This is a genomic window from Pseudomonas sp. SJZ074 (assembly GCF_007828215.1).
GTDB lineage: Bacteria > Pseudomonadota > Gammaproteobacteria > Pseudomonadales > Pseudomonadaceae > Aquipseudomonas.
Map to the genome: position 1 here is coordinate 70634 of NZ_VIUE01000018.1, position 15297 is coordinate 85930.

Below are 15297 nucleotides of genomic sequence, written 5' to 3' on the forward strand. Positions count from 1 at the left end.
TTTGTCATGGCCACCGCAGAAAATACTCAAGCGCCCGAAAACCAACAGGACAACAACCCACGCAAGCGCAAGGTGATGCTGCTGGCGCTGGCGGTGATCGTCATTCTCGCCGGCCTGGGTGTCTGGGCCTGGCATGAACTGTACGGCCGCTGGAGCGAGAGCACCGACGATGCCTATGTGAACGGCAACGTAGTGGAAATCACGCCGCAGGTCACCGGCACCGTGGTGAGCATCGGCGCCGACGATGGCGACCTGGTGCGCGAAGGTCAGGTGCTGGTGCAGTTCGACCCGAACGACGCCGAGGTCGGCCTGCAAAGTGCCCAGGCCAACCTGGCCCGCACGGTCCGCCAGGTGCGTGGTTTGTACAGCAACGTCGATGGCATGCGTGCGCAAGTCAATGCGCAGGAGGCCGAAGTGCAGAAGGCCCAGGAGAATTACAACCGGCGCAAGAACCTGGCAGCCGGCGGGGCGATTTCCAAGGAAGAACTGTCCCACGCCCGGGATGACCTGACCTCGGCGCAGAACGCCCTCGCCAATGCCCGGCAACAACTCAAGACCTCCAGCGCGCTGGTGGACGACACCGTGGTCTCGTCCCATCCCGACGTGCAATCGGCCGCCGCGCAATTGCGCCAGGCCTACCTGAACAATGCCCGCAGCACCCTGATCGCGCCGGTCACCGGTTACGTCGCCAAGCGCACCGTGCAGTTGGGACAACGGGTGCAACCGGGCACGGCGCTGATGGCGGTGATTCCACTGGATCAGTTGTGGATCGACGCCAACTTCAAGGAAACCCAGCTGCGTGAGATGCGCATCGGCCAGCCGGTGGAGATCGAAACCGACCTCTACGGCAGCGATGTGAAGTACAGCGGCACCGTCGACAGCCTCGGCGCGGGGACGGGTAGCGCGTTTGCCTTGCTGCCGGCACAGAACGCCACCGGTAACTGGATCAAGATCGTCCAGCGGGTGCCGGTGCGCATTCATGTCAATGCCCAGGAACTGGCCAAGCATCCGTTGCGGGTCGGGCTGTCCACCGAGGTCAGCGTCAACCTGCGGGATCAGAGCGGTCCGGTCCTGGCCCAGCAACCTCCGCAGAAAGCCTCGTTCAGCACCCAGGTCTACGACCGCCAACTGGCCGATGCCGACGCGATGATCACACGCCTGATCCACGAAAACAGCGCTGCCGCGAGCAAGACTGCACAGCGCTAGTCATTCATGGCTTGAGCCTGTGGGAGCTGTGGTGGACACCGGATCCGTGAACACCAAAGTCCAGTGTGGGAGCGGGCTTGCTCGCGAAGACGGCGGCACATTCAATATCAACGTGACAGTTACACCGCTTTCGCGAGCAAGCCCGCTCCCACAGGTCAGTATGTTGGCCTGGACGATCTCATCACCTTCGCTTCCTAGGATTTCGCAATGAGCAATAACGCATCCTTCTCGCCGCCCAGCCTGTTGCTCAGTACCATCGGGCTGTCGCTGGCGACGTTCATGCAAGTGCTCGACACCACCATTGCCAACGTCGCCTTGCCGACCATTTCCGGCAACCTGGGCGTCAGTTCGGAGCAGGGCACCTGGGTGATCACGTCGTTCGCGGTGAGTAACGCCATCGCGCTCCCGCTGACCGGCTGGTTGAGCCGCCGGTTTGGCGAGGTGAAGTTGTTTCTGTGGGCAACCATGTTGTTCGTGCTGGCGTCGTTCCTGTGCGGCATTTCCACGTCGATGCCGGAGTTGATCGGTTTCCGCGTGCTCCAGGGCCTGGTGGCCGGGCCTCTGTATCCGATGACCCAGACCTTGCTGATTGCCGTGTATCCGCCCGCCAGGCGGGGGATGGCCCTGGCGTTGCTGGCGATGGTCACGGTGGTGGCGCCGATTGCCGGGCCGATCCTGGGGGGCTGGATCACCGACAGCTACAGCTGGCCGTGGATCTTCTTCATCAACGTGCCCATCGGCGTCTTCGCGGTGATGGTGGTGCGCCAACAGCTCAAGGCGCGGCCGGTGGTGACCAGCTATCAGCCGATGGACTACGTCGGATTGATCACGCTGATCATCGGCGTCGGCGCGCTCCAGGTGATTCTCGACAAGGGCAACGACCTGGATTGGTTCGAGTCGAATTTCATCATTATTGGTGCGTTGATTTCGCTGGTTGCCCTGGCGGTGTTCGTGATCTGGGAAATGACCGACCGTCATCCGGTTGTCAATCTGCGCTTGTTCGCTTATCGCAACTTCCGCATCGGTACCATCGTGTTGGTGGGCGGCTATGCTGGGTTCTTCGGCATCAACCTGATCCTGCCGCAGTGGTTGCAGACCCAGATGGGCTACACCGCCACCTGGGCCGGGCTGGCCGTAGCACCGATCGGCATCCTGCCGGTGTTGATGTCGCCCTTCGTCGGCAAGTACGCGCATAAATTCGACCTGCGGCTGCTGGCCGGCTTGGCGTTCCTGGCCATCGGCCTGAGCTGTTTCATGCGCGCCGGGTTCACCAACGAAGTGGACTTCCAGCACATTGCCCTGGTGCAACTGTTCATGGGGATCGGGGTGGCGCTGTTCTTCATGCCGACCCTGAGCATCCTGATGTCCGACCTGCCACCGCAGCAGATTGCCGATGGCGCGGGATTGGCGACATTCCTGCGGACCCTGGGGGGCAGCTTTGCCGCGTCCCTGACCACCTGGATCTGGATTCGCCGGGCGGACCAGCACCATGCCTACCTGAGCGAGAGCATCAACACCTTCGACCCGGCCACCCGCGAGGTGCTCAACCAGCTCGGCGGCGCGACCCCGCCGGCTTATGCTCAACTCGACCACATCCTCACCAGCCAGGCCTACATGCTCTCCACCGTGGACTACTTCACGTTGCTGGGCTGGGCGTTCATGGGCCTGATCGTGCTGGTGTGGCTGGCGAAGCCGCCGTTTGCGGCGAAGGCAGGACCAGCGGCCAGCGGGCACTGACCGAGCATTGAAAATGAGATCCCTGTGGGAGCGGGCTTGCTCGCGAAGGCGTCGTGACAGTCACTTTTGTGGCGACTGATACACCGCCTTCGCGAGCAAGCCCGCTCCCACAGGGGCGGCGTATGCTTTAAGTACTAGGCAATGCCAGTTGCGAATTGCCAAACCCAAACGGCGCCAACGCAAACCCCTGTTCATCCACCTGCAACGCCCAACCCTGCTTGTCCCAATCCCCCAGCACGATGCGCCGGGCTGCGTGTTCGCCGAGTTGCAGTTTATGGATGGCGGGGCGGTGGGTGTGGCCGTGGATCAGGGTCTTCACGCCATAGTGCTGCATGATCCGCGGAATTTCTTCGGGGGTGACGTCGACGATGTCGTTGGCTTTCATCCGCACCTGGGTCGTGCTTTCACTGCGCAGCTTGCGCGCCAGCTTCTGGCGACTGCCCAGCGGCAGGTGTCGCAGGATGAACAGCGTGACCGGGTTGCGCAGCCAGCGCCGCAGCTTCATGTAGCCTTCGTCACGGGTGCAGAGGCTGTCGCCATGCATCAGCAGCACCGGTTCGCCATTGAACTGCACGACACTCGGGTCCTTGATCAGGGTGCAGCCGGCCGCTTTGCAGAAGGCTTGCCCCAGCATGAAGTCGCGATTGCCATGCATCAGGAAAATGTCCGTGCCGCTGTCGCTGAGTTCGCGCAGGGCCTGGCAGATGGAGCGCTGGAACGGCGTCATGGCATCGTCGCCGATCCACGCTTCGAAAAAGTCGCCGAGAATGTACAAAGCCTGCGCCGAGCGGGCGCGGGTGGCGAGTAGATCCAGAAACGCCCGGGTGATGTCCGGGCGCTCCTCTTCCAGATGCAGATCTGAAATCAGTAGGATCACTCAATGATCTCGGCTTTCTCGATGATCACGTCGTCCTTCGGAACGTCCTGGTGGCCCGCCTTGGAGGTGGTGGCAACGCCTTCGATCTTGTCGACCACGTCCTGGCCTTCGATCACTTCACCGAACACTGCATAACCCCAGCCCTGGGCGGTCTTGGCGGTGTGGTTGAGGAAGCTGTTGTCGCTGGCATTGATGAAGAACTGGGCCGATGCCGAATGCGGATCCATGGTGCGTGCCATGGCGATGGAGTATTTCTTGTTCGGCAGGCCGTTGTCGGCTTCGTTCTGAATGCTCGGGCGCTTGTCTTTCTTTTCCTGCATGCCAGGCTCGAAACCACCGCCCTGGATCATGAAGCCCTTGATCACCCGGTGGAACACGACGTTCTCGTAGTGACCTTTCTTGACGTACTCAAGGAAGTTCTCAACGGTCTTCGGTGCTTTCTCGGCGTTCAGTGCCAGGACGATGTCGCCGTGGTTGGTGGTCAGTTTGACTTTGCTCATGATGACTACTCTTTTATGAATTCGTGGGTTTCGGGGCCCGGAAGCCCGCAACCGGTCCGGCTGCAATCGGCCAGGTTGGGCAGTTTAGCGTGCCAGGCACGAAATTCGAGGCGGTTTTTCATCCGGCGGCCGATTAAATTCAATCGTTTGCCGGCCTGGCCTGTCAGCGGCTTGACAGCATCGGCTATGATACGGGCTTTGATTTATCAGGCCGCACCCGGCCGCGCACTTGTAAGTTCAAGGATCCTATGAGCAAGCCCACTGTCGACCCTACCTCGAATTCCAAGACCGGCCCGGCCGTACCGGTCAATTTCCTGCGCCCGATCATCCAGGCGGACCTGGATTCGGGTAAGCACACACAGATCGTCACCCGTTTCCCGCCGGAGCCCAACGGCTACCTGCATATCGGCCACGCCAAGTCGATCTGCGTGAACTTCGGTCTGGCCGAGGAGTTCGGTGGCGTCACGCACCTGCGTTTCGATGACACCAACCCGGCCAAGGAAGACCAGGAATACATCGACGCGATCGAAAGCGACGTCAAGTGGCTGGGTTTCCAATGGTCCGGTGAAGTGCGCTATGCCTCGCAGTATTTCGACCAATTGCACGACTGGGCGGTCGAGCTGATCAAGGCCGGCAAGGCCTATGTCTGCGACCTGACGCCCGAGCAGGCCCGGGAATACCGTGGCAGCCTGACCGAGCCGGGCCGCAACAGCCCGTTCCGTGAGCGCAGCGTGGAGGAGAACCTGGACCTGTTCGCCCGCATGCGCGCCGGCGAGTTCCCGGACGGCGCACGGGTGCTGCGGGCCAAGATCGACATGGCCTCGCCGAACATGAATCTGCGTGACCCGATCATGTACCGCATCCGTCACGCCCATCACCACCAGACCGGTGACAAGTGGTGCATCTACCCGAACTATGACTTCACCCATGGTCAGTCGGACGCCATCGAAGGCATCACCCACTCGATCTGCACCCTGGAGTTCGAAAGCCATCGTCCGTTGTACGAGTGGTTCCTCGAGCACCTGCCGGTGCCGGCCACCCCGCGCCAGTACGAATTCAGCCGCCTGAACCTGAACTACACCATCACCAGCAAGCGCAAGCTCAAGCAACTGGTGGATGAAAAGCATGTCAACGGCTGGGACGATCCGCGCATGTCGACGCTGTCGGGCTTCCGCCGTCGTGGCTACACGCCGAAATCGATCCGTAATTTCTGCGAGATGGTCGGCACCAACCGTTCCGACGGCGTGGTGGACTTCGGCATGCTGGAGTTCAGCATCCGCGAAGATCTGGATCAGAATGCCCCGCGTGCCATGTGCGTGCTGCGTCCGCTGAAAGTCGTCATCACCAATTACCCGGAAGGCCAGGTCGAGAACCTCGAGCTGCCTTGCCACCCGAAAGAAGACATGGGCGTGCGCGTCCTGCCGTTCGCCCGGGAAATCTACATCGACCGTGAAGACTTCATGGAAGAGCCGCCAAAAGGCTACAAGCGCCTGGAGCCGGCCGGTGAAGTTCGCTTGCGCGGCAGCTACGTGATCCGTGCCGACGAAGCCATCAAGGACGCTGACGGCAATATCGTCGAGCTGCGTTGCTCGTACGATCCCGACACCCTGGGCAAGAACCCGGAGGGTCGCAAGGTCAAGGGTGTGATCCACTGGGTGCCGGCCGCGGCCAGCGTCGAGTGCGAAGTGCGCCTGTACGATCGCCTGTTCCGTTCGCCGAACCCGGAAAAGGCCGAGGACAGCGCCAGCTTCCTGGACAACATCAACCCTGACTCCCTGCAAGTACTCACCGGTTGTCGTGCCGAACCCTCGCTGGGCAACGCACAGCCGGAAGACCGTTTCCAGTTCGAGCGCGAAGGTTACTTCTGCGCGGATATCAAGGACTCGAAACCAGGTAGCCCGGTATTCAACCGTACCGTGACCTTGCGCGATTCCTGGGGTCAGTGATCAAGTCTTAAGGGAAACCCTGTGCTTACGATCTACAACACGCTCACCAAGAGCAAAGAAGTTTTCAAGCCGCTGGATGGCAACAAGGTGCGCATGTACGTGTGCGGCATGACCGTGTATGACTATTGCCACCTGGGCCACGGCCGCAGCATGGTCGCCTTCGACCTGGTGACCCGCTGGCTGCGTTTCAGCGGTTATGACCTGACGTATGTGCGCAACATCACCGACATCGACGACAAGATCATCAACCGCGCCAACGAGAACGGCGAGTCGTTCGAGGCGTTGACCGAGCGCATGATCGCGGCGATGCACGAAGACGAGGCGCGCCTCAATATCCTCAAGCCGGATATGGAACCGCGGGCCACCGATCATATCCCCGGCATGCACGCGATGATCCAGACCCTGATCGACAAGGGCTATGCCTACGCACCGGGCAATGGCGACGTGTACTACCGCGTCGGCAAGTTCATGGGTTACGGCAAGCTGTCGCGCAAGAAGATCGAAGACCTGCGCATCGGCGCACGGATCGAAGTCGGTGAGTCGAAACAGGACCCGCTGGATTTCGTGCTGTGGAAAGCCGCCAAGCCGGGTGAGCCGAGCTGGGATTCGCCGTGGGGCAAGGGCCGTCCGGGCTGGCATATCGAGTGCTCGGTGATGTCCACCTGCTGCCTGGGCGAGACCTTCGACATCCATGGTGGCGGCAGTGACCTGGAGTTCCCGCACCACGAAAACGAGATTGCCCAAAGCGAAGCGGCCACCGGCAAGACTTACGCCAACGCGTGGATGCATTGCGGCATGATCCGGATCAACGGCGAGAAGATGTCCAAGTCCTTGAACAACTTCTTCACCATCCGCGACGTGCTCGACAAGTACCACCCCGAGGTCGTGCGTTATTTGCTGGTGTCGAGTCACTACCGCAGCGCCATCAACTACTCTGAAGACAACCTCAAGGACGCCAAGGGCGCCCTGGAGCGTTTCTACCACGCATTGAAAGGCCTGCCGACCGTACCGGCCGCCGGTGGTGAGGCGTTCGTGGCGCGGTTTACCGAGGTGATGAACGACGACTTCGGTACGCCGGAAGCATGCGCGGTGCTGTTCGAGATGGTGCGCGAGATCAACCGCCTGCGTGAGAGCGATCTCAATGCGGCGGCCGGCCTGGCAGCGCGTTTGAAGGAACTGGCCAGCGTCCTGGGCGTGTTGCAGCTCGAGGCGGACGACTTCCTCCAGGCCGGTGCCGAAGGCCGTGTGGACGCTGCCGAGGTCGAGGCATTGATCCAGGCGCGCCTGAACGCGCGCGCCAATAAGGACTGGGCCGAATCCGACCGCATCCGCGACCAGCTCACCGCCATGGGCGTGGTGCTGGAAGACGGGAAGGGCGGCACGACCTGGCGCTTGGCTGATTAAGGCCGACGGCATTTTGCAACATCCTGTGGGAAGGGGATGTACTTCGGTGCAGGAGTCACCCCGGAACAATGTGGGAGCGGGTTTGCTCGCGAAGGCGGTGTATCAGTCAAAGTGATGTTGACTGTCGTGACGCTTTCGCGAGCAAGCCCGCTCCCACAATTTTTCGTGTCCAGCCCACCGATCTTTCTTTTATGAGCTAGTACTGTCAGGTCGATTCGACGTTCTCTCTGACGGGTACCTTCCATGTTGGCTCATTGGTCTCTCGCGGCAATTCATCTTTTGGCGTTCGCCCTCGGCTTGTGGGCAGTGCTCACGCGCGGCACGGCGTTGCGACGCCTGGCCGGTGGTGCGGATGCGGTTCGAAACGTATTGATGGCGGATAACGTGTGGGGCCTGTCGGCCCTGGTCCTGCTGGTGACCGGAGGGATGCGCGCTTTCGGCGGCTATGAAAAGGGCACGGACTATTACCTGCATCAGCCCCTGTTCCACCTGAAGATGACTTTGCTCCTGCTGATCCTGCTGCTTGAGCTCATGCCGATGATCGCCTTGATCAAATGGCGGGTGGCGCTGGGCAAAGAGACGACAATCGATGCTTCAAGGGCCGGCCGCCTGGCCCGGATCAGCCACATCGAAGCCTTGCTGCTGATGTTGATGGTGATCGCCGCCACTGGCATGGCCCGAGGCGTGAGCTTCGGCTGACCAGCACGAACGCTCGCTTCACCGCCATTAAAACGAAACGTCCGACAGCCATGCTACGAGTCATGGCATTAATATCGGTTTCAAGGGGTGGACGGAAAAGCAGGGGCGGGGTGATGCGGGGAAGGCGCGGGCGGCCTGAATCTTTAGCCAGCCATTGCGATGATGCAAACGGGCTGGCTACGGACCGCTGCAAGGCTCAGGGAGTTTGCGGCTTGTCGGGGGCAGTCAGGCCCGCCTGAATGCGCTGATAGATCTCTTCGCGATGCACGGCGACGTTTTTCGGGGCATTGATGCCGATACGGACCTGTTGGCCGCTGACGCCCAGAATGGTGATCGTGATGTCGTCACCAATGTTTATGCTTTCACCGACTTTGCGGGTGAGTATCAGCATGGTGTTCTCCTTGATTACTTTATTAGGGCACCTGATTCAGACAGTGCAGATGTCGGTACTGCTTATAGATTAGTGCTAAGTGTCACAATGTGGGTGCCTCTTTCTGACGTGCAGATGCAGCATTAATTCCCAGGGTGCGACTATACAGAGAGACCGGGCAGGATTCTCGTGTTTTGCGTACTGTTTGCGGGGTTCTTGGTGGATGTGAGTGCTAAAATCCTTCCTTCATGTCTTCCTGAGGAAACGTTGTGCGTAAATTGGCTTGGGTTATCGCGGTGTTGATGCTGGCCGGATGTGGCGAAGGGCGTGAAGTCGAAGCGCCGAAGCCGAAGCCATCGGTGACCTCCGCACCAGCAGTCGCTGCTGCGCCGCAATGGGGGGTCGAGGTTCGGGGCGAGACGCCGCAGGCTGTCAGCGACCTGACCGGATGGCTGATCGAGCACAGCTTCATGTCGAGCGTGGTTCGGGAAAATGGCAAGGAGCGGGTCCTGGTCGGACCGTTAAGCTCCAGGGCGGAGGCCGAGGCCAAGCAAGAGCAAGTCACTGCCGCCCTGGTTCGGGCCAAGAAACGCAACATCGAGACGCAGGTGGTGGATTTCCCGACGGCTCAATGATCGAGCAAAACAACGCCTGTGGGAGCAGGCTCGCTCCCACAGTTGCTTTGTGCTGTTCACAATGCGAGGTCAGCCGCAGGCTTTCAGATCCACCGGCCCCACGAACTCGTTACCCCGTCCCATGACGCAGGCCACGCTCTGGTTGCGCTGGCGCTCCCAGCTTTCCACTGGATAGGTTTTATCCCAGGCTTCGTACAGACGCCGGTCCTGTTTCGAAAGCTGCAGGCCATATTGCTTGCTCATGTAGAAATACGTTCGGGCGATCATTCCCCGGATGGAAGGGCGAGGCATGACTTTCTTCGCCTTGAAATCCACCTGGGTCAGGCACGAGCCGTACTGGCCCTTCTGCACCGGTAGCCAGCCGAAGCTGAAGTTGTTCCGGTCACCATTCACTTCGCCGATGCTGGGCACCAGGTTGTGAAGGTCGGCTTCGGCCCGTTGATAGACCGGATCGTAGCGGGTGCAGTTCTTGCGCCCACCTTGTTGCCAGCACTGGCGCTGATGACCGATCTGCCACGCCGGAACGATATGCTCCCACTCGATACGGGCGGCGCGACTGGCATTCTTGCGGGGCACATAACCGCAGGCCGCCAGGTTGACGCGATTGCCGGTGTACTTGCAGCCGCAGTAGAACTCGGTGGACTGCGGGGCGTAGAGTTTCCAGGCGACTTTCTTGGCTTCGTTGAAGGTACGAGGAGCCCCGGCCTGGGCGCCTGTGGCGATAAGCACAAGCAGTAAAGCAACACAGCGGACTTTCATCGGACTCAATCTTCCTTCGGCACAACCCAGAAAACCTGCACGCCACCATCGTCGCGATAGGCGAGGGTCACGTTGTCGTTCTCGTCGATTTCTTCCAGCAGGCGCTCCCATTCCTCCACGGGTTCGTCGGGAAGGCGAAAGATCAGGGCTGCCTTGGCTTTTTGCGCAGTAGGGGCGTTGATGATTTTCGAGACCCGCAGGCCGAGTTTTGTATAGGAGTCTAAGGGGGTAGTTGCAGCGGAGGGCGTGGCCACAGGATTATCCTTATTAAGCTGTACGTGCATACAGTATTTAACCGTAGGCATTTACGCAACTGCTTAAAATTCAAGAAAATCGTCTGACAGCACGTTTGACGTTTTGGTGTGGGAAAAAATGATTATTTATCGCTGGGACCGAGAAGCTAACCGCTGTGGCTTCGAGTTTATCTGTTCAACCCGATGGCATCGAAGCGGCGGCATGATCCGAGACCCTGCGAACACAACCGCAACGTTGACAAATCCCCGAAGCCTTACCATAGTTCACTTCACGCAAACGTTTGCGCGGCGTTCCGTGCACTGATTTGCCCACAATAATCATAAGATCGGAGTGAACCCATGAAGTTGCCATTCGCTGGACGCCTTCTCGCTGTCGCCGTGCTCGCGGCTGCATCCACTGCATTGCCGTTCTCCTCGGTATCCGCCCAGGCCGCTGAAAAACCCAAGGTCGCCCTGGTCATGAAATCCCTGGCCAACGAATTCTTCCTGACCATGGAAGATGGCGCCAAGGCCTATCAGAAGGAACACTCCGCCGATTTCGACCTGATCTCCAACGGGATCAAGGATGAAACCGACACCGCCAACCAGATCCGCATCGTCGAGCAGATGATCGTGTCCAAGGTTGATGCCCTCATCATTGCGCCCGCCGATTCCAAGGCCATGGTGCCGGTGATCAAGAAAGCCGTCGATGCCGGTATCACGGTGATCAACATAGACAACCAGCTCGATCCTGCCGTGGTCAAGAGCAAGAACATCAATGTGCCGTTCGTAGGCCCGGACAACCGCAAGGGTGCGCGCCTGGTCGGTGAATACCTGGCCAAGCAACTCAAGGCCGGTGATGAGGTCGGCATCATCGAAGGCGTGTCCACCACCACCAATGCCCAGGCGCGCACCGCGGGCTTCAAGGATGCAATGGAAGCGGCGCAGGTCAAGGTCGTGTCCCTGCAATCGGGCGATTGGGAGATCAACAAGGGCAATCAGGTCGCTGCGTCGATGCTCAGCGAATACCCGAACATCAAGGCGTTGCTGGCCGGTAACGACAGCATGGCAGTCGGCGCGGTATCCGCCGTGCGCGCTGCCGGCAAGGCCGGCAAGGTGCAAGTGGTCGGCTACGACAACATCAATGCCATCAAACCGATGCTCAAGGACGGCCGTGTCCTGGCGACCGCCGACCAGTTTGCTGCCAAACAGGCGGTCTTCGGTATCGAGACGGCCCTGAAGATCCTCAAGGGCGAGAAAGTCGACAGCGGTGCCAACGGCGTGATCGAAACGCCGGTCGAGCTGGTTACGAAGTAATCGTCCTGACGATGTAGTGGTGCTCGCCCATCCGGGCGAGCACGTGGAGAGTCTTTATGTCCGTTTTCGACCCGAACGCTGTCCTGACTGTCAGTGGCATCGGTAAAACCTATGCCCAGCCGGTACTGACCGACATCGACCTGACGTTGAGGCGCGGTGAAGTGCTGGCACTGACCGGTGAAAATGGCGCCGGTAAAAGTACCCTGTCCAAGATCATCGGTGGGCTGGTGACACCGACGACAGGGCAGATGCAATTCCAGGGGCAGGATTATCGCCCCGGCAGCCGTACCCAGGCCGAAGAGCTGGGCGTGCGGATGGTGATGCAGGAACTCAACCTGCTGCCGACCCTGTCCGTGGCCGAAAACCTGTTCCTCGACAACCTGCCCAGCCGCGGCGGCTGGATCAGCCGCAAGCAGTTGCGCAAGGCCGCCATGGAAGCCATGGCCCAGGTGGGGCTCGACGCAATCGATCCCGACACCCTGGTCGGCGAGCTGGGCATCGGTCACCAGCAGATGGTCGAGATCGCCCGTAACCTGATTGGCGATTGCCATGTGCTGATTCTCGACGAACCGACCGCCATGCTGACGGCGCGCGAGGTCGAGATGCTGTTCGAACAGATCACCCGCCTGCAGGCCCGGGGCGTTTCGATCATCTACATTTCCCATCGCCTCGAAGAACTGGCACGGGTTGCCCAACGCATTGCGGTGCTGCGCGACGGTAACCTGGTCTGCGTCGAGCCGATGGCCAATTACAACAGCGAGCAGTTGGTGACGCTGATGGTCGGTCGGGAACTGGGCGAGCACATCGACCTGGGACCGCGGCAGATCGGCGCGCCGGCCCTGACCGTCAAGGGCCTGAGCCGTTCCGACAAGGTTCGTGATGTGTCCTTCGAAGTCCGCAGTGGCGAAATATTCGGCATCTCCGGCCTGATCGGGGCAGGGCGCACCGAATTGCTGCGGCTGATCTTCGGCGCCGATGCGGCCGATAGCGGCACCGTGGCGTTGGGTTCCCCGGCCACCGTCGCCAACATCCGTTCGCCGGCCGATGCGGTGGCCCATGGCATCGCCTTGATCACTGAGGACCGCAAGGGTGAAGGCCTGTTGTTGACCCAATCCATTGCCGCCAACATTGCCTTGGGTAACATGCCGGAGATTTCCAGTGCCGGTATCGTCAACGGCAATGACGAACTATCCCTGGCTCGGCGGCAGATCGATGCCATGCGCATCCGCAGCTCCAGCCCGGCACAGCTGGTGTCCGAGTTGTCGGGTGGCAACCAGCAGAAAGTGGTGATCGGCCGCTGGCTCGAACGCGATTGCTCGGTGCTGTTGTTCGACGAGCCGACCCGTGGTATCGACGTCGGCGCGAAGTTCGACATCTACGCGCTGCTCGGCGAATTGACCCGCCAGGGCAAGGCGCTGGTCGTGGTGTCCAGCGACCTGCGGGAACTGATGTTGATCTGTGACCGGATCGGCGTGCTGTCCGCCGGTCGCCTGATCGACACCTTCGAGCGTGCCAGCTGGACCCAGGATGACTTGCTTGCCGCCGCATTCGCCGGCTACCAGAAACGTGACGCGTTGCTCAACGAAGCGGCGCCTAGGGAATTTTCATGAAAACCGCATCTGCCGTCAGCAAGCCGAGTGGCAACTTCTACGGCCTCGGCACTTATCTGGGGCTGGCCGGCGCGCTGCTGGCCATGGTCGCGCTGTTCTCGGTCCTGAGCAGCCACTTCCTTTCCTATGACACGTTCAGCACCCTGGCGAACCAGATTCCCGACCTCATGGTGCTGGCGGTCGGCATGACGTTCATCCTGATCATCGGTGGCATCGACCTGTCGGTGGGCTCGGTGCTGGCGCTGGCGGCCTCGACGGTCAGTGTCGCGGTGCTCGGCTGGGGCTGGAGCGTCTGGCCCTCGGCCTTGCTGGGCATGGCCGTGGCGGCGCTGGCGGGGACCGTCACTGGTTCGATCACGGTGGCGTGGCGGATTCCATCGTTCATCGTCTCCCTGGGCGTGCTGGAGATGGCTCGCGGCCTCGCGTACCAGATGACCGGGTCCCGGACGGCTTATATCGGTGACTCCTTCGCCTGGCTGTCCAATCCGATTGCGTTCGGTATTTCACCGTCCTTCATCATTGCCTTGCTGGTGATCTTCATTGCCCAGGCCGTGCTGACCCGTACGGTGTTCGGTCGCTACCTGATCGGCATCGGCACCAACGAAGAAGCAGTGCGCCTGGCCGGTATCAATCCGAAGCCCTACAAGATCCTGGTATTCAGCCTGATGGGCTTGCTGGCCGGCGTGGCGGCGTTGTTCCAGATTTCCCGCCTGGAGGCGGCGGACCCGAATGCGGGGGCAGGGCTCGAACTGCAGGTCATTGCCGCCGTGGTGATCGGTGGTACCAGCCTGATGGGCGGGCGCGGTTCGGTCATCAGTACCTTCTTTGGCGTGTTGATCATCTCCGTGCTGGCGGCAGGCCTGGCGCAGATCGGTGCGACAGAGCCGACCAAGCGCATTATTACCGGTGCGGTGATCGTGGTGGCGGTGGTGCTGGATACCTACCGCAGCCAGCGCGCCAGCCGGCGGTCCTGAGCCATGGCGACGATCAAGGATGTAGCAGCGCTTGCGGGGATTTCCTACACGACAGTGTCCCATGTCGTGAACAAGACCCGGCCGGTCAGCGAAGAGGTGCGACTCAAGGTCGAGGCGGCGATCCAGCGTCTCGACTATGTGCCCAGCGCGGTGGCCCGTTCGCTCAAGGCCAAGACCACGGCGACCATCGGCCTGCTGGTGCCCAACAGCCTCAACCCTTACTTTGCCGAGCTGGCCCGGGGAATCGAGGATTACTGCGAGCGCAACGGTTATTGCGTGATCCTGTGCAACTCCGACGACAACCCGGACAAGCAGCGCAGTTACCTGCGGGTGCTGCTGGAAAAACGCATTGACGGCCTGATCGTCGCTTCCGCCGGTGGCGACGTCGGCCTGGCGCAAGGCCTGAAGGGTGTTCGCACGCCCATGGTCATCGTCGACCGCGGGCTGGACGGCGTCGACGCGGACCTGGTGCGCATCGATCACGAATACGGCGCGTACCTGGCCACCCGACACCTGCTGGAGCTGGGGCACCGCGATATTGCCTTTATCGGTGGGCCGGCGGACACCAGTGTGGCGCAGATGCGCCTGGCCGGTTACTGCCGCGCGTTGAAAGAGGCGGGGATCGAGTTGCCCGTCGAGCGTAAGCTCGAAAGCGATTTCACCAGCACCGGCGGCTACCGCGCCGCAGCCGAATTGCTTGAACAGCAGCCACCCAGTGCGATCTTTGCGGCCAACGACATGATCGGCATCGGTGTGCTGCGAGCCGCCGCCGAGCGCAACGTGCGGGTGCCCAGCGAGCTGTCGGTCATCGGTTTCGACGACATCCAGATGAGTCGTTATGTCTACCCGGCGCTGACCACGGTGGGGCAATCGATTCTGCAACTTGGCGAGATGGCGGCGGAAGTGTTGTTGCGGCGGATCGCCACGCCCGGGCTGGTCACCGATCAACGGATCGTGACGCCCAGCATTGTCTTGCGGGAGTCGACCGCGCCACTGTCCGGCGCATTCGCCCAGTACCGCTGAACCGAAT

The 15297-nt window shown here is 60.9% G+C and carries 15 protein-coding genes; 10 read left to right on the forward strand and 5 right to left on the reverse strand.

The window, feature by feature from the left end; translation table 11 throughout:
- Positions 1-6 precede the first annotated feature (6 nt).
- Positions 7-1206, forward strand: coding sequence for an efflux RND transporter periplasmic adaptor subunit (locus FBX99_RS18415; protein ID WP_144930089.1), 1200 nt, complete (start codon positions 7-9; stop codon positions 1204-1206).
- 207 nt (positions 1207-1413) lie between these two features.
- The gene (locus FBX99_RS18420) at positions 1414-2943 is read left to right on the forward strand and encodes a DHA2 family efflux MFS transporter permease subunit (protein ID WP_145132442.1); all 1530 of its coding nucleotides are present in this window, start codon (positions 1414-1416) and stop codon (positions 2941-2943) included.
- Between the two features lie 127 nt (positions 2944-3070).
- Here the strand turns inward: FBX99_RS18420 and FBX99_RS18425 are convergent, their stop codons facing one another.
- Together FBX99_RS18425 and FBX99_RS18430 are read right to left on the reverse strand one after the other, a co-directional pair.
- Positions 3071-3820, reverse strand: a complete 750-nt coding sequence (locus tag FBX99_RS18425) for a UDP-2,3-diacylglucosamine diphosphatase (protein WP_145132444.1) — start codon at positions 3818-3820, stop codon at positions 3071-3073.
- Entirely contained in the window at positions 3817-4320 is a 504-nt protein-coding gene (locus FBX99_RS18430; RefSeq protein WP_144930086.1) for a peptidylprolyl isomerase, read from the reverse strand. The genes FBX99_RS18425 and FBX99_RS18430 overlap by 4 nt, the downstream gene beginning before the upstream one ends.
- Before the next feature lie 248 nt (positions 4321-4568).
- Between FBX99_RS18430 and FBX99_RS18435 the strand changes: the two genes are divergently transcribed.
- The 3 genes from FBX99_RS18435 to FBX99_RS18445 all read left to right on the forward strand — a co-directional run bounded on the left by FBX99_RS18435 (position 4569) and on the right by FBX99_RS18445 (position 8369).
- Positions 4569-6266 carry a glutamine--tRNA ligase/YqeY domain fusion protein gene (locus FBX99_RS18435; protein WP_144930085.1) on the forward strand — a complete coding sequence of 566 codons (1698 nt, stop codon included), beginning with the start codon at positions 4569-4571 and terminating at the stop codon, positions 6264-6266.
- Positions 6267-6287: 21 nt separating this feature from the next.
- Positions 6288-7670, forward strand: a complete 1383-nt coding sequence (gene cysS, locus FBX99_RS18440; RefSeq protein WP_144930084.1) for a cysteine--tRNA ligase — start codon at positions 6288-6290, stop codon at positions 7668-7670.
- 243 nt (positions 7671-7913) lie between these two features.
- The gene (locus tag FBX99_RS18445) at positions 7914-8369 is read left to right on the forward strand and encodes a DUF2214 family protein (RefSeq protein ID WP_145132446.1); all 456 of its coding nucleotides are present in this window, start codon (positions 7914-7916) and stop codon (positions 8367-8369) included.
- 196 nt (positions 8370-8565) lie between these two features.
- Here the strand turns inward: FBX99_RS18445 and csrA are convergent, their stop codons facing one another.
- A complete protein-coding gene (gene csrA / locus FBX99_RS18450; RefSeq protein WP_003179932.1) occupies positions 8566-8760 on the reverse strand; it encodes a carbon storage regulator CsrA in 195 nt (64 codons plus the stop codon).
- A 248-nt stretch (positions 8761-9008) separates the two neighbouring features.
- On the opposite strand from csrA, the gene FBX99_RS18455 reads away from it, so the two are divergent.
- Positions 9009-9374, forward strand: a complete 366-nt coding sequence (locus FBX99_RS18455; protein ID WP_144930082.1) for an SPOR domain-containing protein — start codon at positions 9009-9011, stop codon at positions 9372-9374.
- A 69-nt stretch (positions 9375-9443) separates the two neighbouring features.
- Here FBX99_RS18455 and FBX99_RS18460 read toward each other — a convergent pair whose 3' ends face one another.
- Complete coding sequence (locus FBX99_RS18460; RefSeq protein ID WP_047700657.1) at positions 9444-10133, reverse strand: endonuclease; 690 nt, start codon at positions 10131-10133, stop codon at positions 9444-9446.
- A gap of 5 nt (positions 10134-10138) precedes the next feature.
- On the reverse strand, positions 10139-10438 hold the full coding sequence (locus FBX99_RS18465) for a DUF1654 domain-containing protein (protein ID WP_144930081.1): 300 nt from the start codon (positions 10436-10438) through the stop codon (positions 10139-10141).
- Positions 10439-10726: 288 nt separating this feature from the next.
- Here FBX99_RS18465 and FBX99_RS18470 point away from each other — a divergent pair, with 288 nt between their 5' ends.
- The 4 genes from FBX99_RS18470 to FBX99_RS18485 are packed head-to-tail and all read left to right on the forward strand — an operon-like array spanning position 10727 to position 15290.
- Complete coding sequence (locus FBX99_RS18470; RefSeq protein ID WP_144930080.1) at positions 10727-11683, forward strand: sugar ABC transporter substrate-binding protein; 957 nt, start codon at positions 10727-10729, stop codon at positions 11681-11683.
- 56 nt (positions 11684-11739) lie between these two features.
- Positions 11740-13293, forward strand: a complete 1554-nt coding sequence (locus FBX99_RS18475) for a sugar ABC transporter ATP-binding protein (RefSeq protein WP_144930079.1) — start codon at positions 11740-11742, stop codon at positions 13291-13293.
- Positions 13290-14267, forward strand: coding sequence for an ABC transporter permease (locus FBX99_RS18480; protein WP_144930078.1), 978 nt, complete (start codon positions 13290-13292; stop codon positions 14265-14267). Before FBX99_RS18475 ends, FBX99_RS18480 begins: the two co-directional genes overlap by 4 nt.
- Before the next feature lie 3 nt (positions 14268-14270).
- On the forward strand, positions 14271-15290 hold the full coding sequence (locus tag FBX99_RS18485; RefSeq protein ID WP_144930077.1) for a LacI family DNA-binding transcriptional regulator: 1020 nt from the start codon (positions 14271-14273) through the stop codon (positions 15288-15290).
- Positions 15291-15297 lie beyond the last annotated feature (7 nt).